21 protein-coding genes are annotated in these 20,605 nt (G+C 61.4%); 19 read left to right on the top strand and 2 right to left on the bottom strand.

The genetic code is table 11. The features are described 5' to 3' along the window. The first annotated feature begins 67 nt into the window (after nucleotides 1-67). The 19 genes from nuoE (at nucleotide 68) to CIC12_RS20475 (ending at nucleotide 18,327) form a co-directional block, all read left to right on the top strand. Nucleotides 68-553: an NADH-quinone oxidoreductase subunit NuoE gene (nuoE, locus tag CIC12_RS20560; protein ID WP_168666444.1), complete on the top strand. Its 486-nt coding sequence runs from the start codon at nucleotides 68-70 to the stop codon at nucleotides 551-553. Beyond that, nucleotides 550-1,878 (top strand): NADH-quinone oxidoreductase subunit NuoF, encoded by a 1,329-nt coding sequence (gene nuoF / locus CIC12_RS20555; RefSeq protein WP_168666442.1) that lies wholly within the window; start codon nucleotides 550-552, stop codon nucleotides 1,876-1,878. Before nuoE ends, nuoF begins: the two co-directional genes overlap by 4 nt. 127 nt (nucleotides 1,879-2,005) lie before the next feature. Next, a complete protein-coding gene (gene nuoG, locus CIC12_RS20550) occupies nucleotides 2,006-4,339 on the top strand; it encodes an NADH-quinone oxidoreductase subunit NuoG (RefSeq protein ID WP_168666440.1) in 2,334 nt (777 codons plus the stop codon). Beyond that, nucleotides 4,340-5,404, top strand: a complete 1,065-nt coding sequence (gene nuoH, locus CIC12_RS20545) for an NADH-quinone oxidoreductase subunit NuoH (protein ID WP_168666438.1) — start codon at nucleotides 4,340-4,342, stop codon at nucleotides 5,402-5,404. A 15-nt stretch (nucleotides 5,405-5,419) separates the two neighbouring features. After that, on the top strand, nucleotides 5,420-5,908 hold the full coding sequence (nuoI, locus tag CIC12_RS20540; protein WP_012432383.1) for an NADH-quinone oxidoreductase subunit NuoI: 489 nt from the start codon (nucleotides 5,420-5,422) through the stop codon (nucleotides 5,906-5,908). Between the two features lie 204 nt (nucleotides 5,909-6,112). Continuing rightward, entirely contained in the window at nucleotides 6,113-6,799 is a 687-nt protein-coding gene (locus CIC12_RS20535; protein ID WP_168666436.1) for an NADH-quinone oxidoreductase subunit J, read from the top strand. Nucleotides 6,800-6,819: 20 nt separating this feature from the next. After that, nucleotides 6,820-7,125: an NADH-quinone oxidoreductase subunit NuoK gene (nuoK, locus tag CIC12_RS20530; RefSeq protein WP_013339863.1), complete on the top strand. Its 306-nt coding sequence runs from the start codon at nucleotides 6,820-6,822 to the stop codon at nucleotides 7,123-7,125. 17 nt (nucleotides 7,126-7,142) lie between these two features. Further along, nucleotides 7,143-9,215 carry an NADH-quinone oxidoreductase subunit L gene (gene nuoL / locus CIC12_RS20525; protein ID WP_168666434.1) on the top strand — a complete coding sequence of 691 codons (2,073 nt, stop codon included), beginning with the start codon at nucleotides 7,143-7,145 and terminating at the stop codon, nucleotides 9,213-9,215. Between the two features lie 14 nt (nucleotides 9,216-9,229). Continuing rightward, entirely contained in the window at nucleotides 9,230-10,720 is a 1,491-nt protein-coding gene (locus CIC12_RS20520; RefSeq protein WP_168666432.1) for an NADH-quinone oxidoreductase subunit M, read from the top strand. A gap of 25 nt (nucleotides 10,721-10,745) precedes the next feature. Further along, nucleotides 10,746-12,218 (top strand): NADH-quinone oxidoreductase subunit NuoN, encoded by a 1,473-nt coding sequence (gene nuoN, locus CIC12_RS20515; protein ID WP_168666430.1) that lies wholly within the window; start codon nucleotides 10,746-10,748, stop codon nucleotides 12,216-12,218. Then, the gene (locus CIC12_RS20510) at nucleotides 12,218-12,514 is read left to right on the top strand and encodes a DUF2818 family protein (protein WP_007175603.1); all 297 of its coding nucleotides are present in this window, start codon (nucleotides 12,218-12,220) and stop codon (nucleotides 12,512-12,514) included. The genes nuoN and CIC12_RS20510 overlap by 1 nt, the downstream gene beginning before the upstream one ends. A gap of 43 nt (nucleotides 12,515-12,557) precedes the next feature. Further along, the gene (locus CIC12_RS20505; RefSeq protein WP_168666428.1) at nucleotides 12,558-13,142 is read left to right on the top strand and encodes an NUDIX domain-containing protein; all 585 of its coding nucleotides are present in this window, start codon (nucleotides 12,558-12,560) and stop codon (nucleotides 13,140-13,142) included. Between the two features lie 330 nt (nucleotides 13,143-13,472). Next, nucleotides 13,473-13,748 (top strand): hypothetical protein, encoded by a 276-nt coding sequence (locus CIC12_RS33260; protein ID WP_238812751.1) that lies wholly within the window; start codon nucleotides 13,473-13,475, stop codon nucleotides 13,746-13,748. 24 nt (nucleotides 13,749-13,772) lie between these two features. Then, on the top strand, nucleotides 13,773-14,297 hold the full coding sequence (locus CIC12_RS20500) for a helix-turn-helix transcriptional regulator (RefSeq protein WP_168666426.1): 525 nt from the start codon (nucleotides 13,773-13,775) through the stop codon (nucleotides 14,295-14,297). Nucleotides 14,298-14,554: 257 nt separating this feature from the next. Next, complete coding sequence (locus CIC12_RS20495; RefSeq protein WP_168666424.1) at nucleotides 14,555-14,977, top strand: DUF1178 family protein; 423 nt, start codon at nucleotides 14,555-14,557, stop codon at nucleotides 14,975-14,977. Nucleotides 14,978-15,025: 48 nt separating this feature from the next. Further along, complete coding sequence (locus tag CIC12_RS20490) at nucleotides 15,026-16,222, top strand: acyl-CoA dehydrogenase family protein (protein WP_168666422.1); 1,197 nt, start codon at nucleotides 15,026-15,028, stop codon at nucleotides 16,220-16,222. Nucleotides 16,223-16,232: 10 nt separating this feature from the next. Continuing rightward, nucleotides 16,233-17,360 carry an acyl-CoA dehydrogenase family protein gene (locus tag CIC12_RS20485; protein ID WP_168666420.1) on the top strand — a complete coding sequence of 376 codons (1,128 nt, stop codon included), beginning with the start codon at nucleotides 16,233-16,235 and terminating at the stop codon, nucleotides 17,358-17,360. Between the two features lie 35 nt (nucleotides 17,361-17,395). Then, the gene (locus CIC12_RS20480; protein WP_168666418.1) at nucleotides 17,396-17,854 is read left to right on the top strand and encodes a MaoC family dehydratase; all 459 of its coding nucleotides are present in this window, start codon (nucleotides 17,396-17,398) and stop codon (nucleotides 17,852-17,854) included. Further along, complete coding sequence (locus CIC12_RS20475; protein WP_168666416.1) at nucleotides 17,851-18,327, top strand: MaoC family dehydratase; 477 nt, start codon at nucleotides 17,851-17,853, stop codon at nucleotides 18,325-18,327. The genes CIC12_RS20480 and CIC12_RS20475 overlap by 4 nt, the downstream gene beginning before the upstream one ends. Before the next feature lie 142 nt (nucleotides 18,328-18,469). On the opposite strand, the gene CIC12_RS20470 is transcribed toward CIC12_RS20475, so the two are convergent. Together CIC12_RS20470 and CIC12_RS20465 are read right to left on the bottom strand one after the other, a co-directional pair. Beyond that, nucleotides 18,470-19,171 carry a glutathione binding-like protein gene (locus tag CIC12_RS20470; RefSeq protein WP_168666414.1) on the bottom strand — a complete coding sequence of 234 codons (702 nt, stop codon included), beginning with the start codon at nucleotides 19,169-19,171 and terminating at the stop codon, nucleotides 18,470-18,472. A 158-nt stretch (nucleotides 19,172-19,329) separates the two neighbouring features. After that, a complete protein-coding gene (locus CIC12_RS20465; protein ID WP_168666412.1) occupies nucleotides 19,330-20,589 on the bottom strand; it encodes an acyl-CoA dehydrogenase family protein in 1,260 nt (419 codons plus the stop codon). Nucleotides 20,590-20,605: the final 16 nt, after the last annotated feature.

Genomic DNA, 20,605 nt, shown 5'->3' with positions numbered 1-20,605 from the left:
GGTCTGTCGCAGCATGAATGAGCGACGGGTTTTCGTTCGGTAGGAATTGAAAGAGTCGTGTCTGAAAATGATCTCAGCTGAAGGCCTGAAAGAAATCGATCGCGCGATCGCGAAGTATCCCGCCGATCAGAAACAGTCCGCCGTGATGTCGGCGTTGGCCGTTGCTCAGGAAGAGCATGGCTGGCTGTCGCCCGAACTCATGCAGTTCGTCGCGGACTATCTCGGCATGCCGGCGGTCGCCGTGCAGGAGGTGGCTACCTTCTACACGATGTACGAGACCTCGCCGGTCGGCAAGCACAAGATCACGCTCTGCACGAACCTGCCGTGCCAGCTCGGCCCGGACGGCGGTTCCGACAGCGCCGCTGATTACCTGAAGCAGAAGCTCGGCATCGACTTCGGCGAAACCACACCCGACGGCAAGTTCACCCTGAAAGAAGGTGAGTGCATGGGTTCGTGCGGCGACGCGCCGGTGATGCTGGTGAACAACCATCGCATGTGCAGCTTCATGAGCCGCGCGAAGATCGACCAGCTGCTCGAGGAACTTTCGAAATGACGTCTTTACACGATCGTCACATCAAACCGCTGATTCTCGCCGGCCTGAACGGCGACAACTGGCATCTCGAAGACTATGTGGCGCGCGGCGGTTACGCCCAGCTGCGCCGCATTCTGGAAGAAAAGATTCCGCCCGAGCAGGTGATTGCCGACGTCAAGGCGTCGGGTCTGCGCGGCCGTGGCGGTGCAGGCTTTCCGACCGGTCTGAAGTGGAGCTTCATGCCGCGTCAGTTCCCTGGGCAGAAGTACCTCGTCTGCAATTCGGACGAAGGCGAGCCGGGCACGTTCAAAGACCGCGACATTTTGCGGTTCAATCCGCACTCGCTGATCGAAGGCATGGCCATCGGCGCGTACGCAATGGGCATCACGGTCGGCTACAACTATATTCACGGCGAAATCTTCGAAGTCTATCGACGCTTTGAACAGGCGTTGGACGAAGCGCGCCGCGCCGGGTTCCTCGGCGAGAACATCATGGGTTCCGGATTCTCGTTCGAACTGCATGCGCATCACGGTTACGGCGCTTACATCTGCGGCGAAGAAACCGCGCTGCTCGAATCGCTGGAAGGCAAGAAAGGCCAGCCGCGCTTCAAGCCGCCGTTCCCCGCGAGCTTCGGCGTGTACGGCAAGCCGACCACGATCAACAACACCGAGACGTTCGCGGCAGTGCCGTTCCTGCTCGCGATCGGTCCGCAGAATTACCTCGAAATCGGCAAGCCGAACAACGGCGGAACGAAGATTTTCTCGGTGTCGGGTGACGTCGAGCGTCCGGGTAATTATGAAATTCCGCTCGGCACGCCGTTCGCCACGCTGATGGAACTCGCCGGCGGCATCCGCGGCGGCAAGAAGATCAAGGCCGTGATTCCTGGCGGTTCGTCGGCGCCGGTGATTCCGGGCGAGATGATGATGCAGACGGACATGGATTACGACTCGATCGCCAAGGCCGGCTCGATGCTCGGTTCGGGCGCGGTCATCGTGATGGACGAAACGCGCTGCATGGTGCGCTCGCTGCTGCGTCTGTCGTATTTCTATTACGAAGAGTCGTGCGGTCAATGCACGCCTTGCCGTGAAGGCACGGGCTGGCTGTACCGCGTCGTCCATCGTATCGAGCATGGGCTCGGGCGTCCGGAAGATCTGGATCTGCTGAACTCGGTCGCGGAAAACATCATGGGCCGCACGATTTGCGCGCTCGGTGACGCGGCGGCCATGCCGGTTCGCGGCATGCTCAAGCACTACTGGGACGAATTCGAATATCACGTCGCCCACAAGCATTGCCTCACCGGCGGTCATGCCGGCGCAGCGGCGGCGACGGAAACAGTGGCCGCTTGAGTTGGCCAGCTGGGCTGGCCCACCAGATAACCACCAGACGAACACGTCAACCGCGGGATTCATCGCCTGCCACGGCGATGAACAGGCGAACGATTGAGCGGTAACAGGTTAAGGAAGATTGACCATCATGGTTGAACTTGAAATAGACGGCAAGAAAGTAGAGGTGCCTGAAGGCAGCATGGTGATCCAGGCTGCGCATAAGGTCGACACGTACATTCCTCACTTCTGCTATCACAAGAAGCTGTCGATTGCGGCCAACTGCCGGATGTGTCTGGTCGATGTCGAGAAGATGCCTAAGGCCGTGCCCGCATGCGCGACGCCGGTGTCGGCGGGCATGATCGTGCGCACCAAGTCGGACAAGGCCGTCAAGGGCCAGCAAGCCGTGATGGAATTCCTGCTGATCAACCACCCGCTGGATTGCCCGATCTGCGACCAGGGTGGCGAGTGTCAGTTGCAGGATCTGGCCGTGGGTTACGGCAAGTCGGCGTCGCGTTATAGCGAAGAAAAGCGCGTGGTGTTCCACAAGAACGTCGGCCCGCTGATCTCGATGGAAGAGATGTCGCGTTGCATCCACTGCACGCGTTGCGTCCGCTTTGGCCAGGAGATTGCCGGCGTGATGGAACTCGGCATGCTGGGCCGCGGCGAGCATTCGGAAATCACCTCGTTCGTCGGCAAGACGGTCGACTCCGAACTGTCGGGCAACATGATCGATCTGTGCCCGGTCGGCGCGCTGACCAGCAAGCCGTTCCGTTACAGCGCCCGTACGTGGGAGCTGTCGCGTCGCAAGTCGGTGAGCCCGCACGATTCGGTCGGCGCGAACCTCGTGGTGCAGGTGAAGAACAATCGCGTGATGCGGGTTCTGCCGTTCGAAAACGAATCGATCAACGAATGCTGGATTTCGGACAAGGACCGCTTCTCGTATGAAGCCCTGAACAGCCCCGAGCGTCTGACGCAGCCGATGCTCAAGCAAGGTGGCAAGTGGGTCGAAACCGATTGGCAGACCGCGCTCGAGTACGTGGTCAAGGGCCTGAAGGGCATCAAGGGCGACCACGGCGCGAACGCGCTGGCCGCGCTCGGCAGCGCTCACAGCACGGTCGAAGAACTGTTCCTGCTGAAGCAGCTCGCGCAAGCGGTCGGCACGCCGAACGTCGATTTCCGTCTGCGTCAGTCGGATTTCTCCGCACCGGCCAACGGCGCGCCATGGCTGGGCACGGCAATCGCCGAATTGTCGAACGTCGACGCGGCGCTCGTGATCGGTTCGGATCTGCGCCGCGATCATCCGCTGTTCGCAGCGCGTCTGCGTCAGGCGGCGAAGAACGGCGCGAAGCTCACGCTCGTGCAAGCCACCAGCGAAGACGCATTGATTCCGCAGGCGCAACGCGTGGTCGCGGCGCCGTCGGCATGGCTCGACGCACTGGCCGGTATCGCGGGCGCGATTGCGGAAGCCAACGGCGTTGCACTGCCTGAAGCATTCGCCGGCACGCAGGCTACGGAGGCGAGCAAGCAGGTCGCGAAGTCGCTCGCCACTGGTGAACGCCGTCTCGTATTGCTCGGTAACGTCGCGGTCCGTCATCCGGACTTCGCGGTCATTCACGCTGCCGCACAGTGGATCGCGGACGCAACCGGCGCAACGCTCGGCTTCCTCACGGAAGCGGCCAACACGGTCGGCGCGCATCTCGTGAACGCGCTGCCGGGAGAAGGCGGTCTGAACGCTCGCGAAGTATTCGAGCAGCCGCGCAAGGGCTACGTGCTGCTGAACGTCGAGCCGGAGTTCGACACGGCCAATCCGGCGCAGGCGCTTGCGGCGCTGAAGCAGGCTGAGATGGTCGTGGTGATGTCGCCGTTCCAGATCGGCGCCGAATACGCCGACGTGCTGCTGCCGGTCGCGCCGTTCACTGAAACGGCCGGTACGTTTGTCAACGCCGAAGGGACAGCACAGACGTTCAACGGCGTCGTGCGTCCATTGGGCGATACGCGTCCGGCATGGAAAGTGTTGCGCGTACTGGGCAGCCTGCTCGGCGTACCGGGCTTCGAATTCGACACGGCAGAAGAAGTGCGCGTGGCCGCTCTCGGCGACGGCGATCTGAGCTCGCGTCTGTCGAACAGGACGGGCGTTGCGGTGGCGCGTGGCAAGGCGGCGAAAGCGGCTGAAGACAAGTTCGAGCGCATCGCCAACGTGCCGATCTACCACGCCGACGCGCTCGCGCGTCGCGCGGATTCGCTGCACCTGACGGCGGCGGCACGCGCGGCGAACTCGGTCGGCCTGCCTGCTGCGCTGTTCGACAAACTGGGTTTGAAGGAAGGCGACGCAGTGCGCGTGCGCCAGGGCGAGCAATCGGTGCAGTTGCCGGCCGTGCGCGACGCGAATCTTGCGGAGACGGTCGTCCGCGTATCGGCGGCTACGCCTGCCGGTGCAGCGCTGGGCAGCCTGTTCGGTGAACTGGTGGTGGAGAAGGCGTAAATGAGCTTGTTCGATACGATCAACTCGGGCGGCACCCAGCTTCTCGGTGTGGCATGGCCCACGGTGTGGGCGCTAGTGCGCATCCTGGTGGTAGCCGTCGTGATCCTGCTGTGCGTGGCTTACCTGATTCTTTGGGAACGTAAGCTGATCGGTTGGATGCACGTGCGTCTCGGCCCGAACCGCGTCGGCCCCGCAGGTTTGCTGCAGCCGATCGCCGACGTGCTGAAGCTGTTGCTGAAAGAAGTGATTCAGCCGGCGCAGGCGAGCCGTTGGATTTATCTGATCGCGCCGATCATGGTGGTGGTGCCGGCCTTCGCGGTCTGGGCGGTGATTCCGTTCCAGGCGGGCGCGGTGCTCGGCGATATCAACGCGGGTCTGCTGTATGCAATGGCGATCTCGTCGATCGGCGTGTACGGCGTGATTCTGGCCGGTTGGGCGTCGAACTCGAAGTACGCGTTCCTCGGCGCGATGCGCGCCGCGGCGCAGATGGTGTCGTACGAAATCTCGATGGGCTTCGCGCTCGTCGTCGTACTGATGACGGCCGGCACGCTGAACCTGTCGGGTATCGTCGGTTCGCAGGAGCACGGCTTCTTCGCGTCGCACGGCCTGAACTTCCTGTCGTGGAACTGGCTGCCGCTGTTGCCGATGTTCGTCGTGTACTTTATCTCGGGCATCGCCGAAACGAACCGTCACCCGTTCGACGTGGTGGAAGGCGAGTCGGAAATCGTCGCGGGCCACATGATCGATTACTCGGGGATGGCGTTCGCGCTGTTCTTCCTTGCCGAGTACATCAACATGATCGTGATTTCGGCATTGGCTGCAACGCTGTTCCTTGGTGGCTGGAGCGCTCCGTTCGGGTTTCTGTCCTTCATCCCGGGCATCTTCTGGCTGGTCCTCAAGGTTTTCTTGCTGTTGTCGGTGTTCATCTGGGCGCGCGCCACATTTCCGCGCTACCGCTATGACCAGATCATGCGTCTGGGCTGGAAAGTCTTTATTCCGGTCTGCGTGGTGTGGCTGGTGGTGGTCGGCTTCTGGATCATGTCGCCGTTGAACATCTGGAAATAAAGGGCGGATGAACCCATGACCGCAATCCAAAATTTTTTCAAGACCTTCTTCCTGACGGAATTGCTCAAGGGCCTCGCACTGACCGGACGTTATACGTTCCAGCGCAAGGTGACCGTGCAGTTCCCGGAAGAGAAGACCCCGATCTCGCCGCGTTTTCGCGGTCTGCATGCGCTGCGCCGCTATGAGAATGGCGAAGAGCGCTGCATCGCCTGCAAGCTGTGCGAAGCGGTGTGCCCGGCGCTCGCCATCACGATCGAATCGGAAACGCGCGCGGACAACACCCGTCGTACGACGCGCTACGACATCGACCTGACCAAGTGCATCTTCTGCGGTTTCTGCGAAGAAAGCTGTCCGGTCGATTCGATCGTCGAGACGCACATTCTCGAGTATCACGGCGAAAAGCGCGGCGACCTGTACTTCACGAAAGACATGCTGCTGGCCGTCGGCGACCGCTATGAAGCAGAGATCGCTGCAAACAAGGCAGCCGACGCACCGTATCGTTGAAGCGTTTCCCGGCTAATGGGGTAAGCGCGGCAGTAAAAGCAGCAGTAAAAGCAGTAACACGGCCTGTTGTCGGGCCGGACGCCGCGGCCTGAACGCCGCGGCACGGCGCACCTGTGCGGCAGTTCTGGCGGTTTCGTCCGCTTTTGCTCACCACGCGTGCCAAAGAACAATGCCTGACGATGGCCTAACGATGAACCGGTAATCATGGAATTCACGACCGTACTGTTCTACATCTTCGCGCTGCTCCTGATTGTCTCGGGGCTGAAGGTGATCACCTCGCGCAACCCGGTGTCGTCCGCACTGTTTCTGGTGCTGGCGTTCTTCAACGCAGCCGCGATCTGGATGCTGCTCGAGGCCGAGTTCCTTGCGATCCTGCTGGTGCTGGTCTATGTCGGCGCGGTGATGGTGCTGTTCCTGTTCGTCGTGATGATGCTGGACATCAATCTCGACGTACTGCGCAAAGACTTCAAACGCTTCGTGCCGATGGCCACGCTGGTGGGCGCGATCATCGTGATCGAAACCGCACTGATCCTGTGGCACGGCTACGGCGCGACCGGCACCGCGCTGCGCGACACCACGGCGGCCGCGAACGGCATGGGCGACTGGTCGAACACCCGCCTGATCGGCAAGGTCATCTACACCGACTACATCTTCGCGTTCGAAATCGCCGGCCTCGTTCTGCTGGTGGCGATTATCGCGGCGATCGCACTGACCACGAGCCACAAGAAAGATAGCAAACGCCAGAACGTCAGCGAGCAGGTCAAGGTGCGCGCTCAGGACCGTGTGCGCGTGGTAAAGATGGCGTCGGAAAAAACCGCGGCAACCGTCGCGGCAGAAGAAGCCGCCGCAGCGGCGGCAGCGGCCGAACAGGCCTCTGCCAAGAACAGCTGAGCGGACAGGAGATAGAAATCATGTTGACCCTTGCCCATTACCTTGTCCTCGGCGCGATCCTGTTTGCGATCAGCGTCGTCGGCATTTTCCTGAACCGCCGCAACGTCATCATCATCCTGATGGCGATCGAACTGATGCTGCTTGCGGTGAACACCAATTTCGTCGCGTTCTCGCATTACCTGGGCGACGTGCATGGCCAGATCTTCGTCTTTTTCGTGCTGACGGTTGCAGCGGCGGAAGCGGCGATCGGTCTCGCAATTCTGGTGACCCTGTTCCGTAGCCTCGACACGATCAATGTCGAGGATCTCGATCAGCTCAAAGGTTAATTTCAGGAAAAGCGGTTATGTCCACGATACTCAATGAAAACCTGTTGTTGGCGATCCCGCTGGCACCGCTCGCGGGCTGCCTGGTTGCAGGGCTGTTCGGCAAAGCGGTAGGGCGAGCGGGGGCGCATTCGGTCACGATCCTCGGTGTCGCGATCTCCTTCATCCTGTCGGCCATCGTGTTCTTCCAGGTGCTGGACGGCGCGAGCTTCAACGCGACTGTTTATCAATGGATGGCGATCGGCAAGACGCAATTCGAAATAGGCTTCCTGGTCGACTCGCTGACGGCGATGATGATGTGCGTGGTGACCTTCGTGTCGCTGATGGTGCACATCTACACGATCGGCTACATGGCCGACGACGACGGCTACCAGCGCTTCTTCTCGTACATCTCGCTGTTCACGTTCTCGATGTTGATGCTCGTGATGAGCAACAACTTCCTGCAGCTGTTCTTCGGCTGGGAAGCGGTGGGCCTGGTGTCGTACCTGCTGATCGGTTTCTACTTCACGCGCCCGACTGCGATCTACGCGAACATGAAGGCGTTCATCGTGAACCGCATCGGCGACTTCGGTTTCCTGCTGGGTATTGGCCTGCTGTTCGCGTTCGCCGGTTCGATGAACTACGGCGACGTGTTCGCGAAGCGCACCGAACTCGCGGCATTGACTTTCCCCGGCACGGACTGGGGTTTGCTGACGGTGGCCTGCATCTGCCTGTTCATCGGTGCGATGGGTAAATCGGCGCAGTTCCCGCTGCACGTCTGGCTGCCGGACTCGATGGAAGGCCCGACGCCGATCTCCGCACTGATTCACGCGGCGACCATGGTGACGGCCGGTATCTTCATGGTCACGCGCATGTCGCCGCTGTTCGAGCTGTCGGACACGGCACTGTCGTTCGTCATGGTCATCGGCGCCATTACCGCGTTGTTCATGGGTTTCCTCGGGATCGTCCAGAACGACATCAAACGCGTGGTGGCTTATTCCACGCTGTCGCAGCTCGGTTACATGACGGTCGCGCTGGGCGCGTCGGCGTATTCCGTCGCCGTGTTCCACCTGATGACGCACGCGTTCTTCAAGGCGCTGCTGTTCCTCGGCGCGGGCTCGGTGATCATCGGCATGCACCACGATCAGGATATCCGCAACATGGGCGGCCTGCGCAAGTACATGCCGATCACGTGGATCACGTCGCTGGTCGGCTCGCTGGCGTTGATCGGTACGCCGTTTTTCTCGGGCTTCTATTCGAAAGACTCGATCATCGACGCAGTCAAGCTATCGCATCTGCCGGGTTCTGGCTTCGCGTACTTCGCGGTGGTGGCAAGCGTATTCGTTACCGCGTTGTATTCGTTCCGTATGTACTTCCTGGTGTTCCACGGCAAAGAGCGTTTCCGCGGTCCGAAGCATCCGGAATCGCCGATGGGCATCGAAGCCGCGGCGCATGCGCATGACGCGCATGGTCACGACGCCCACGGCCATGGCCACGGTCACGACGACCACGCGCACGAGCCGCATGAAACGCCGTGGGTGGTGTGGTTGCCGCTGGTGCTGCTGGCAATTCCGTCGGTGGTGATCGGTGCGATCGGCGTCGGTCCGATGTTGTACGGCGACTTCTTCCAGCATGGCGTGGCGTTCGACAAAGTGATCTACATCAGCGAAAACCATCCGGCGCTGCACGAGATGGCCGAGGAGTTCCGCGGCTGGGCGTCGATGGGGCTGCACTCGGTGTCGGGTCTGCCGGTTTGGCTCGCGCTCGCCGGCGTGGTGGTCGCATGGTTCCTGTACCTCGTTCGCCCGGATCTGCCGGCTGTCATCAAGCGCGCATTCGGCCCGATCTACACGTTGCTCGATAACAAGTACTACATGGACAAGATCAATGAAGTCGTGTTTGCGCGGGGCGCCGTGGCAATTGGCCGGGGTCTCTGGAAGGAAGGCGACGTCGTCGTGATCGACGGCATCGTCAACGGCAGCGCACGCTTTATCGGCTGGTTTGCCGGCGTGATCCGCTTCCTCCAATCCGGCTACATCTACCACTACGCGTTTGCCATGATTATCGGCATGTTGGGGCTCCTGACCCTGTTTGTAACGCTCGGCGGCAAATAAGGCGAGGGACACTAATGCACGCTTATCCGATTCTCAGTATCGCGATCTGGTTACCGATCCTCGTCGGTCTTCTGGTTCTGGCTATCGGTTCCGACCGTAATCCGGCACCCGCGCGCTGGGTCGCGCTGATCGGCTCGGTCGTCAGCTTCCTCGTGACGATCCCGCTGATCACCGGTTTCGATTCGAGCACTGCCGATCTGCAGTTCGTCGAAAAGGCGAACTGGATCGAACGCTTCAACATCTCGTATCACCTGGGTGTCGACGGCATTTCGATGTGGTTTGTCGTGTTGACCGCATTGATCACGGTGATCGTCGTGATCTCCGCGTGGGAAGTGATCACAAAGAACGTCGCGCAGTATCTCGCGGCGTTCCTGATCCTGTCGGGCATCATGGTCGGCGTGTTCAGCTCGGCTGACGGCATGCTGTTCTACGTGTTCTTCGAAGCGACGCTGATCCCGATGTACATCATCATCGGCGTGTGGGGCGGGGCGAACCGCGTGTACGCGGCGTTCAAGTTCTTCCTGTACACGCTGATGGGGTCGCTGCTGATGCTGGTTGCGTTGCTGTACCTGTACGTCGAGACCGGCACGTTCGACCTCGCCACGTGGCAGCATGCGCAGATCGCGATGACGCCACAGGTGCTGCTATTCATCGCGTTCTTCATGGCCTTCGCCGTGAAGGTGCCGATGTGGCCGGTGCACACGTGGTTGCCTGACGCGCACGTGGAAGCCCCGACCGGCGGCTCGGTCGTGCTGGCCGCGATCATGCTGAAGCTGGGCGCCTACGGTTTCCTGCGCTTCTCGCTGCCGATCACGCCGGATGCAAGCCACTTTTTGGCGCCGGTCGTCATCACGCTGTCGCTGATCGCCGTAATCTACATCGGTCTGGTCGCCATGGTGCAGGCCGACATGAAGAAGCTGGTCGCGTATTCGTCGATCGCGCACATGGGCTTCGTCACGCTCGGCTTCTTCATCTTCAACCAGCTCGGCGCGGAAGGTGCGATCGTGCAGATGATTTCGCATGGTTTCGTGTCGGGCGCGATGTTCCTGAGCATTGGCGTGCTGTACGACCGTATGCACTCGCGCCAGATCGCCGACTACGGCGGCGTCGTGAACGTGATGCCGAAGTTCGCCGCGTTCGCGATGCTGTTCTCGATGGCCAACTGCGGGTTGCCGGGCACCTCCGGGTTTGTCGGCGAGTTCATGGTGATTCTCGCGGCCGTCCAGTACAACTTCTGGATCGCCGGCGGTGCGGCAGTCACGCTGATTCTCGGCGCGGCCTACACGCTGTGGATGTACAAGCGCGTGTACTTCGGCGCGATCGCCAACGATCATGTGAAGAGCCTGCTCGATATCAACCGCCGCGAATTTTTCATGCTGGCAGTGCTCGCCGCACTGACGCTGTTCATGGGCCTGTATCCGAAGCCCTTTACCGATGTGATGCACGTATCCGTGGAAAACCTCCTCTCCCACGTTGCGCAATCGAAGCTGCCGTTGCCTCAGTAACGCCGAGCGGAGGAATTTAAAGACCATGCAAAACGCCCCTATGACTGCTCTGTTGCCCGACGCACTGGTGATGCTCGCCGTTGTCGTCGCGTGGCTCAACGACACGTTCGTCGGCCAGGACGGTCGCCGTACCACGTATTTCATCGCATTCTTCTCGACGCTGGTTGCCGGCGTCTGGTTTGCGGTGAATGCGTTCGACCCGCAAGTGCACTATTTCTTCGGCCACATGTACGTGGTGGATCCGTTCGCCAGCGTGATGAAGGCGGTGGTGTCGCTCGGCTACGCGGTATCGATCGTTTATTCGCGCCGTTACCTCGAAGATCGCAATCTGTTCCGCGGTGACTTCTTCCTGTTGGGCATGTTCGCGCTGCTCGGCCAGCTCGTGATGATCTCCGGCAACAACTTCCTGACGCTGTATCTGGGTCTGGAGTTGATGTCGCTGTCGCTTTACGCGGTGATCGCGCTGCGCCGCGAGGTGCCGCAGTCGAACGAAGCTGCGATGAAGTACTACGTGCTCGGCGCGCTGGCTTCCGGTTTCCTGCTGTACGGCATCTCGATGCTGTACGGCGCGACCGGCTCGCTCGACCTGAACGAAGTATTCAAGGCGATCGGCTCGAGCCATTACGATCCGGGCGTGTTGCTGTTCGGTGTGATTTTCATCGTGGCGGGCGTGGCGTTCAAGATGGGCGCGGTGCCGTTCCACATGTGGGTGCCTGATGTGTATCAGGGCGCTCCGACGGCGATGACGCTGATCGTCGGCGGCGGCCCGAAGGTGGCGGCATTCGCGTGGGGCCTGCGCTTCCTCGTGATGGGCCTGCTGCCGCTCGCGGTCGAATGGCAGCAGATGCTGGTGATTCTGGCGGCGCTGTCGCTGATCGTCGGCAACATCACCGGTATCGTGCAACGCAACGTCAAGCGCATGCTCGCGTACTCGGCGATCTCGAACATGGGCTTCGTGCTGCTCGGCCTGCTGGCGGGCGTGGTCGACCAGAAGACCGTGGGCGCTGCTAGCGCGTACGGCTCGGCAATGTTCTACAGCATCGTCTATCTGATCACGACGCTCGGCACCTTCGGTGTCATCATGCTGCTGGCGCGCCGCGATTTCGAAGCGGACACGCTCGAGGACTTCAAGGGCCTGAATCAGCGCAGCCCGGTGTTCGCGTTCGTGATGATGATCATGATGTTCTCGCTTGCCGGCATTCCGCCCGCCGTCGGCTTCTATGCGAAGCTCGCGGTGCTGCAGGCGACCATGAACGCAGGCTTGACCTGGCTGACGGTGCTGGCGGTGATCACGTCGCTGTTCGGCGCGTTCTACTACCTGCGTATCGTCAAGCTGATGTACTTTGACGAGCCGCAAGACAAATCGCCGATCGTCGCCGACACCGGCACGCGTGCGCTGCTCGCGCTCAACGGTGTCGCGGTGCTGGTGCTCGGTATCGTCCCGGATCCGCTGCTGCGTGCCTGCCTGCAGGCTATCCAGCACACGCTGCTGCTCTGATGTCGGCTGCGGGTTGGTTTATCGTGCTGTTGGCGCTCGTCGGCGCCAACCTGCCTTTCCTGAATCAGCGTCTCTTCGCCGCGGTACCGTTGAAAGCGGCGAAGAAGAGCGCGTGGATCCGGATCGCCGAATTGATCGTGCTGTACTTCGTGGTCGGCGCGCTCGGTTTTCTGCTCGAGGCGCGAGCGGGGAACCGCTTCGAACAGGGCTGGCAGTTTTATGCGATCACGTTCGCCCTGTTCGTCGTATTCGCCTTCCCTGGCTTTACCTTCCAATATCTGGTCAAACGCCGCTGACGGCGTCTCGCCGTCGCGCACCAAGTTGTCCCGAGGTCCGCATATGGCTGAACTTCCCAATCACGACGCCGCGCTTACCGAGACCTGTGTCGACAGCAAGACGGTCCATGAAGGCCCGTTTCTGACGCTCAAGTGCGATACCGTCCGACTGCCGGACGGCAAGCACGCGACTCGCGAATACGTCCAGCATCCGGGCGCCGTGATGGTGATTCCTTTATTCGACGACGGCCGCGTGCTGCTGGAAAGCCAGTACCGCTATCCGATGGGCAAGGTCATGGTCGAGTATCCGGCCGGCAAGCTCGATCCGAACGAGGGTGCGCTGGCGTGCGCGATACGCGAGCTGCGCGAGGAAACCGGTTATACCGCACGTGAATACGTGTATTTGACGCGCATTCACCCGATCATTTCTTATTCAACCGAGTTTATCGACATTTATATCGCGCGCGGTCTGACGGCGGGCGAGCGCAAGCTTGACGAGGGCGAGTTCCTCGAGATATTCACCGCGACCTTGGCCGAGATGTCCGAGTGGGTCCGCACCGGCAAGATCACCGATGTGAAGACGATCATCGGCACGTTCTGGCTGGAGAAGGTGCTGTCGGGGGAGTGGGCGATGGCGGCGCCGGAGTAACGCTGCGACGCGCGATGCGTGCGCGGCGCGCATCGGTTTGAAGTCTTCTGGAAGAAGCCCCTGTCGGTCCATGACCGGCAGGGGCTTTGTGTTTGATAGGGGCCGCGATATCGAGCGAGGTTTTTTGCGCCTCTGAAAAAGCGCCATTTTCCTATGCCATCCGGCTGTCTCGCCAGGCGCTTGTCGTAGTACTAGTATGGATCTTCCGCGGAATGGCGGGCACGCCCTGTTTGTTTTGGATAACGAAGCATGCAGGCGAGGCTGGATTACCTTCCAAACAGGTTGTCACTTGACAACCTGTTTGGAAGCCGCTAAATTGGGAGGGTGTCGATGGTGAGAGGAACGCACGCCAAGAAAGAGATCGAGGCCGCATTGGCCCATGCGGAGCGACACGGCTGGCGGGTTCAACGCGGCGGTAAAGGCCACGCGTGGGGAAAAATTTACTGTCCTTACAACGACGCGGAATGTCGTTGCGGAGAGTTCTGCATATCGAGTGTCTGGAGTACGCCGAAGAATCCGGGCAACCACGCAAGGCACTTGCGGCGCATCGTTGACAACTGTTCGGCGCGCCGGTGGGGGCATGATTATTCAACGGCGAAGGGTTAAGGCTGAATGACGCAGGAGTAACGTATGGAATATGTGTTCACCTTGAAGTACCGGCTCGCGGCGGACGACTGCGATTCCGACGAGATCGTCGAACGTCTGGGCGAAGCAGGGTGCGACGACGCAACAGTGGGCGTGGGGCAACCTGGCCGCATCGCGCTGCTTTTTTCTCGCGAAGCGGGTTCCGCGTTCGAGGCATTGGTCAGTGCGCTCAAAGATTTGAAACGAGCAGTGCCGTCAGCGCGGCTCGTCGAAGCGGGTCCTGATTTCGTCGGCCTGTCTGATGTTGCCGAGGTTGCGGGCGTGTCGCGGCAAAACATGCGCAAGCTCATGCTGAGCCACTCAACCGACTTCCCGCCACCGGTCCACGAGGGCAGTGCATCGGTATGGCATCTGTCGGACATTCTTGAGTGGCTGTCCGAGCGTGGTGGGTACGACATCAAGGCAGACGTGGCGGACGTCGCAAAATCGGCGAAGCAGATCAACCTTGCCAGGGAAGCGCATCAACTCGAACCGCGGCTCAACCGCGAGCTCGCGAGTCTTGTGGCATAGAAGCCATGACGGCGGCGGCTAGCGCGCGAAGACTGCGGAGGCCGATTATGAGTGGCGACTCCGTTTTGTGTGCGGGCTGGCTCCCGTCTCACACTTCAGCTTGTCGTCGGCAGCCCTTTGCGCAAAGCGTTAAAATCGCGCACCCTGTCAGATTTATCCGCAGCATCTGACAGCGGTGCGTCGTTCGAGAAATTTTCCGAACGATCGTTCACAAAATTCTGTTTTGCGCTAAACTGGCACGCAAGCCCTGATTCCACATGAAGGTCCTCGATTTACAGTGTCCGCATGGCCATCGGTTCGAAGGCTGGTTTGCTTCGTCTGATGACTTCGAGTCGCAGCAGTCCCGCAAGCTCGTCGAATGTCCAATCTGCGGTGCGAATGAAGTCAGCCGCTTACCGTCGGCGCCCCGCCTGAATCTGTCGGGCACGACCGACGCGAAACCGGCGGGCGCAGGTGAAATGCAGGCGCGTGTCATGCGTGCGTTGCGCGAGGTACTGGAAAAGACTGAGAACGTGGGCGACCGCTTCGCCGAGGAAGCGCGGCGCATTCACTACAACGAAGCGCCTGCACGCAACATTCGCGGTGTCACGACACCTGAAGATGCGCGTGCCTTGGTCGAAGAAGGCATCGAAGTGATGCCGCTTCCGGTCCCGGCCGCCCTGAAGGAGCCGCTGCAATAGCGCGGTGGCTCCCTGGCGGCGGGTGGTGGCGGCCAGGAGACACTACGCATGAATCTGGACTATTCCCCCGCTGACGACGCATTCCGCGTCGACATCCGCGCCTGGCTCGAAGCGAACCTGCCTCGCGAGCTAAGCGACAAAGTACTCAATCACAAGCGTCTTGGCCGCGACGACTTCGCAGGTTGGCACAAGCTGCTCGGCACGCGCGGCTGGTCGGCGATTGCGTGGCCTCGGGAATACGGCGGCCCGGGCTGGGACGCGACCCAACGGCACATCTGGGAAGAAGAGTGCGCGCGTATCGGCGCGCCTTCGGTGCTGCCGTTCGGCGTGTCGATGGTCGCGCCGGTGCTGATGAAATACGGTAACGACGCACAGAAGCGCCATTATTTGCCGCGCATTCTCGACGGCACGGACTGGTGGTGCCAAGGCTACTCCGAGCCGGGCTCCGGTTCCGATCTGGCGTCGTTGCGTACACGCGCCGAGCGCGTTGGTGACCACTACGTGGTCAACGGTCAGAAAACCTGGACCACATTGGGTCAGTATGCCGACATGATGTTCTGCCTCGTGCGCACCGACAGCGGCGCGAAGAAGCAGGAGGGCATCTCTTTCCTTCTGATCGACATGAAGACGCCGGGCATCACGGTGCGGCCGATCATCACGCTCGACGAAGATCACGAAGTCAACGAAGTGTTTTTCGAAGACGTGAAAGTGCCGGTGGAGAATCTGGTCGGTGAAGAGAATCGCGGCTGGACGTATGCGAAGTATTTACTCGGCCACGAGCGCACGGGCATTGCGCGCGTCGGTTCGTCGAAGCGCGAACTCGCATTCCTGAAACGCGTTGCGCTGAATCAGAAAAAGAACGGCAAACCGCTGCTGCAGGATCCGGTATTCGCTGCCAAAGTCGCGAGTCTCGAGATCGAGTTGATGGCGCTCGAAGTCACCGTGCAACGCGTGGTCGCCAATGAGGCCGGCGGGCGTGGACCGGGACCGGAGGCATCGATGCTAAAAATCAAGGGCACGGAAGTGCAGCAGGGCCTGACCGAACTGATGTTCGATGCCGTCGGGCCGCTCGCGGCACCGTTCGACGTGCCGTTCCTCGAAGGCGAGCGTGAGCACAGCCTCGCTGGCGACGACGATGCCGCGCCGCTGGCCGCCTACTACTTCAACTACCGCAAGACGTCAATTTACGGCGGCTCGAACGAAATTCAAAAGAACATCATCGCGCAGATGATTCTCGGACTTTGAGGAGCGGCGCATGGACTTCACTTTCAACGACGAACAGCAGCAATTCGCCGACGCGCTGCGCCGCTACCTGGATAAGAACTATGGGTTCGAAGCGCGCCAGGCGATCGTGCGCTCGGAGTCCGGCGTGTCCGATACGCACTGGGCGGCCTTTACCGAACTGGGTCTGATCGCGCTGCCGGTGCCGCAGACGCAGGGCGGCTTCAACGGCGGTCCGATCGACATGCTGGTGGTGATGCAGGAGCTTGGCCGCGCATTGGTCGTCGAGCCGTATTGGGCGACCGCGGTTGGCCTCGAGGCGCTGCGCCTCGCGGGCACGGGCGAGGGGGAAGACGCATCGCTGCTGGAACGCGCGGCCCAAGGCGAGCTCAAGTTGGCCGTGGCATTTCACGAGCCGCACGCGCGTTATGACTTGTTCGAACTAAAGACGACAGCAAGCGGGCAGGGTGAGCAGCACACCCTCACCGGCACCAAATCGGTCGTGCTGCACGGGGCACGAGCGGATGCGTGGATCGTGCCGGCCCGGCTGAACGGCGAGATCGCGCTCTTTGTCGTTGCGCGCGACGCGGCCGGCGTCGCGGTCACGGATTACCGCACGATCGACGGGCAACGCGCCGCGACGCTCGAGTTCAGCGGCACGCCGGCACGCCGGCTCGCCGGCAAACATGCGGGCGCGGCAGCGCTCGAACACATTGCGGACTACGGCACGTTGCTGCTGTGCGCGGAAGCGATCGGCGCGCTCGACGCGCTGAATCTCGCCACCGTCGACTACACGAAGACACGGCAGCAATTCGGCCAGCCGATCGCGCGCTTCCAGGCGTTGCAGCATCGCATGGTCGACATGCTGATCCACGCCGAGCAGGCGCGTTCCATCACCTATCTGGCCGCGATGCGCTATTCGAGCGAAGACGTGGATGAGCGCCGCCGCGCTATTTCCGCCGCGAAGGTGCGGGTCGGTCAGGCCGCGCGTTTCGTCGGGCAACAGGCGGTGCAGTTGCACGGCGGCATGGGCGTCACGAACGAAGTGGCCGCGGCGCATCTGTTCAAGCGCCTCGCCATCATCGAAACCACATTGGGTGATGTCGATCATCATCTCGCGCGGTTCGCCGCGCTGCCTGGCTTCATGACGGCCGAAGCCTGATCAACCCGTTCAACCGGACAAAAAGAGGTGCGACGATGGGATTGAGTTTCGAGGACATGGAAGCCGGCACGACCACGGAAGTCGGCAAGCACACGTTCACGCGTGAGGAGATCGTCGAGTTTGCGCAGAAGTTCGACCCCCAGCCGTTCCACCTGGACGAGGCTGCGGCGGCCGAGTCGCCGTTTGGCGGGCTGGTAGCAAGCGGCTGGCACACCTGTTCGGTGATGATGGGCATGCTGGTGCGCAACGTGCTGGCGGGCTCCACGTCGATGGGCTCGCCCGGTATCGACGAGATTCGCTGGTTAAAGCCGGTGCGAGTCGGCGACACGATCACGATGATGAACGTCGTGATAGACAAGCGTGTATCGGAGAGCAAGCCGGACCGCGGCATCGTGTCGACGCGCTGGGAGGGAATCAATCAGCATGGCGAAACGGTGATCACGGTGCGCTCGAAGGGCATGTTTGGACTACGTCATCCGGGAGCCGCGGTATGACCGCCGTCGCGGCGCCTGCGGCGACTCTGCCTGATGCGGCGGCTTTGCGTGCGCTGATCGGCACCGAGCCGCTGGTTAGCGAATGGCTGACCGTCGATCAGGCGAAGGTCGATCGTTTCGCCGAGGCCACGGGCGACCATCAATGGATTCATGTCGACCCGGAGCGCGCCCGGCGCGAGTCGCCGTTCGGCGGTCCGGTCGCCCATGGTTTTCTGACGTTGTCGTTGATTCCTGCTCTGCTCGGCAAGACGGTCGCGATCGAACAACGCATGGGCGTCAACTACGGGCTGAACCGCGTGCGGTTCACATCGCCGGTACTGGTCGATTCGCAACTGCGCGCGAAATTCGCGGTCGAGGCGGTCACGGATGTCGATAACGCAGGCGTGCAGGTCCAATGGAGCGTGACGCTGGAGCGGCAGGGCAGCGAACGGCCGGTGTGTGTGGCAGAGTTCATCACGCGGCATTACTTCTAGCGTTTCTGCGCGGACATGTCGTAAAAAAGCGCGAGCGGCATGCATGCCGGCTCGCGCTTTTTTCGCAGCAGTGAGCGATGAGCAGCGAGCAATCGGCTGAGCCGAAGAAACGGGAATGCCCTTGCCTGTGCAGCGGAAAAGACTAATGCTTCGCGTACTGCGTCGCGCCGAACAGCATCTCTTTAGCCTTGTCGTCCATCAGCGGTACACGGGCGGACGCCAGCACTTCGACGCCACGCATCACCGCCGGCCGCGCCGCAATCTCCTCATGCCAGCGCTTCACGTTTGGAAACGAGTCGAGGTCGATGCCCTGATTTTTCCATGAACGGGTCCACGGAAACGCCGCGATGTCCGCGATCGTATAGTCGTTGCCCGCGAGGTACCGCGTCTTGCCGAGTTGCGTGTCCATCACGCCATACAGGCGCCGCGTCTCGTTCGTGTAGCGGTTGATCGCGTATTCGATCGGCTCGGGCGCGTAGATGCGGAAGTGGTGCGTTTGCCCGAGCATCGGACCCAGGCCGCCCATCTGGAACATCAGCCATTGCAGTACCGAATAGCGCGCGGCCGGATCGGTCGGTAGAAACTTGCCGGTTTTCTCAGCGAGATACATCAGGATCGCGCCCGACTCGAACAGCGCGAAAGGTTTACCGTCGGCGCCTTTCGGGCCGTCGGGATCGACGATCGCCGGGATCTTGTTGTTCGGACTGATGGCGAGAAATTCGGGTTTGAACTGGTCCCCCGCGCCGATATTCACACCGTGCGCGGTATACGCGAGGCCTGTCTCCTCGAGCATGATGTGGACCTTGTGGCCGTTCGGGGTCGCCCAGCTATAGACGTCGATCATCCTGGCTCCTTGTTCGTGAAAGCGGCGCCGAAACAAGGCGCCGCCATGACGAAAATTAGAGCATAGTTCGCACGATACTGCTGGCGCCGCCGCGAACCACACTCGACGCTACAACCCCTTCGAGGCGCGCATTGACGTCGGCTCACTGGCGGGCGCGCTCAGACCCGCGTGACCGGCATCTGCACACGAGCCGCCGCGTCCGTATCCATATGACGCGCGAGCTCGAGTTTGGCGATGGCGTTGCGGTGCACTTCGTCGGGACCATCGGCGAAGCGCAGCGTGCGGGCCGACGCATACGCATACGCGAGCGGAAAGTCGTCGCTGACGCCGCCGCCGCCGTGCGCCTGAATCGCCCAGTCGATCACCTGACACGCCATGTTCGGCGCGACCACCTTGATCATCGCGATCTCGCCGCGCGCGCCTTTGTTGCCGACGGTGTCCATCATGTAGGCGGTTTTCAGCGTGAGCAGGCGCGCCTGCTCGATCATGCAGCGCGCCTCGGCGAGGCGTTCCTGCGTGACGCCTTGCGCCGCGACCGGCTTGCCGAACGCGACGCGTTGCAGCGAGCGTTTCGCCATCAGTTCGAGCGCGCGCTCGGCGAGGCCGATCAAGCGCATGCAGTGATGGATGCGCCCCGGCCCGAGCCGGCCTTGCGCGATCTCGAAGCCGCGGCCTTCGCCGAGCAGCATGTTGGTGGCGGGCACGCGCACGTTATCGAGCGTGATTTCCATGTGGCCGTGCGGTGCGTCGTCGTAACCGAAGACGGTCAGCGGGCGGTGCACGGTGATGCCGGTGGCGTCGGCGGGGATGAGGATCATCGACTGCTGCTGATGGCGCGGTGCGTCGGGATCGGTCTTGCCCATCACGATATAGATTTTGCAGCGCGGATCGCCCGCACCCGACGACCACCACTTGTGGCCGTTGATCACGTAGTAATCGCCATCGCGCACGATGCTGGTCTGGATGTTGGTCGCATCCGACGACGCCACTTCCGGCTCCGTCATCAGAAACGCCGAACGGATGTGGCCTTGCAGCAGCGGTTCGAGCCACTCGCGCTTGTTGTCCTCGCTGCCGTAGCGCTCGATCGTTTCCATGTTGCCGGTATCGGGTGCGTTGCAGTTGAACACTTCGGGCGCCCAGGGCACGCGGCCCATGATCTCGCACAGCGGCGCGTATTCGAGATTCGTCAGCCCGGCGCCGCGCACGGAGTCGGGCAGGAACAGGTTCCACAAGCCGGCGTCGCGCGCCTTCTGTTTGAGTTGCTCGACCAGATCCGTCGGCACCCATGCGTTGCCGTTCTGGCGATTGCGCGCAATCTCCGCATAGAACGCCTGCTCGTTCGGATAAATGTGCTCGTCGAAGAAGGCGAGCAGCTTTTCGCGCAACGCCTGAACCTTCGGGGTGTAATCGAAATTCATCTAGGACCTCGCGGAT

Source organism: Paraburkholderia sp. SG-MS1 (genome assembly GCF_012275575.1).
Lineage (GTDB): Bacteria > Pseudomonadota > Gammaproteobacteria > Burkholderiales > Burkholderiaceae > Paraburkholderia.
This window is presented reverse-complemented; position numbering and strand designations above follow the sequence as displayed.

Bases quoted from the DNA above. Each gene is read 5' to 3' on its own strand.
- CIC12_RS20510 (WP_007175603.1), top strand. From the start codon at position 12,218: ATGTCGGCTGCGGGTTGGTTTATCGTGCTGTTGGCGCTCGTCGGCGCC.
- CIC12_RS33260 (WP_238812751.1), top strand. From the start codon at position 13,473: ATGGTGAGAGGAACGCACGCCAAGAAAGAGATCGAGGCCGCATTGGCC.
- nuoF (WP_168666442.1), top strand. From the start codon at position 550: ATGACGTCTTTACACGATCGTCACATCAAACCGCTGATTCTCGCCGGC.
- nuoK (WP_013339863.1), top strand. From the start codon at position 6,820: ATGTTGACCCTTGCCCATTACCTTGTCCTCGGCGCGATCCTGTTTGCG.
- nuoE (WP_168666444.1), top strand. From the start codon at position 68: ATGATCTCAGCTGAAGGCCTGAAAGAAATCGATCGCGCGATCGCGAAG.
- nuoG (WP_168666440.1), top strand. From the start codon at position 2,006: ATGGTTGAACTTGAAATAGACGGCAAGAAAGTAGAGGTGCCTGAAGGC.
- CIC12_RS20465 (WP_168666412.1), bottom strand. From the start codon at position 20,589: ATGAATTTCGATTACACCCCGAAGGTTCAGGCGTTGCGCGAAAAGCTG.
- nuoL (WP_168666434.1), top strand. From the start codon at position 7,143: ATGTCCACGATACTCAATGAAAACCTGTTGTTGGCGATCCCGCTGGCA.
- CIC12_RS20490 (WP_168666422.1), top strand. From the start codon at position 15,026: ATGAATCTGGACTATTCCCCCGCTGACGACGCATTCCGCGTCGACATC.
- CIC12_RS20470 (WP_168666414.1), bottom strand. From the start codon at position 19,171: ATGATCGACGTCTATAGCTGGGCGACCCCGAACGGCCACAAGGTCCAC.
- CIC12_RS20475 (WP_168666416.1), top strand. From the start codon at position 17,851: ATGACCGCCGTCGCGGCGCCTGCGGCGACTCTGCCTGATGCGGCGGCT.
- nuoH (WP_168666438.1), top strand. From the start codon at position 4,340: ATGAGCTTGTTCGATACGATCAACTCGGGCGGCACCCAGCTTCTCGGT.
- CIC12_RS20495 (WP_168666424.1), top strand. From the start codon at position 14,555: ATGAAGGTCCTCGATTTACAGTGTCCGCATGGCCATCGGTTCGAAGGC.
- CIC12_RS20485 (WP_168666420.1), top strand. From the start codon at position 16,233: ATGGACTTCACTTTCAACGACGAACAGCAGCAATTCGCCGACGCGCTG.
- CIC12_RS20500 (WP_168666426.1), top strand. From the start codon at position 13,773: ATGGAATATGTGTTCACCTTGAAGTACCGGCTCGCGGCGGACGACTGC.
- CIC12_RS20505 (WP_168666428.1), top strand. From the start codon at position 12,558: ATGGCTGAACTTCCCAATCACGACGCCGCGCTTACCGAGACCTGTGTC.
- nuoN (WP_168666430.1), top strand. From the start codon at position 10,746: ATGCAAAACGCCCCTATGACTGCTCTGTTGCCCGACGCACTGGTGATG.
- CIC12_RS20520 (WP_168666432.1), top strand. From the start codon at position 9,230: ATGCACGCTTATCCGATTCTCAGTATCGCGATCTGGTTACCGATCCTC.
- nuoI (WP_012432383.1), top strand. From the start codon at position 5,420: ATGACCGCAATCCAAAATTTTTTCAAGACCTTCTTCCTGACGGAATTG.
- CIC12_RS20535 (WP_168666436.1), top strand. From the start codon at position 6,113: ATGGAATTCACGACCGTACTGTTCTACATCTTCGCGCTGCTCCTGATT.
- CIC12_RS20480 (WP_168666418.1), top strand. From the start codon at position 17,396: ATGGGATTGAGTTTCGAGGACATGGAAGCCGGCACGACCACGGAAGTC.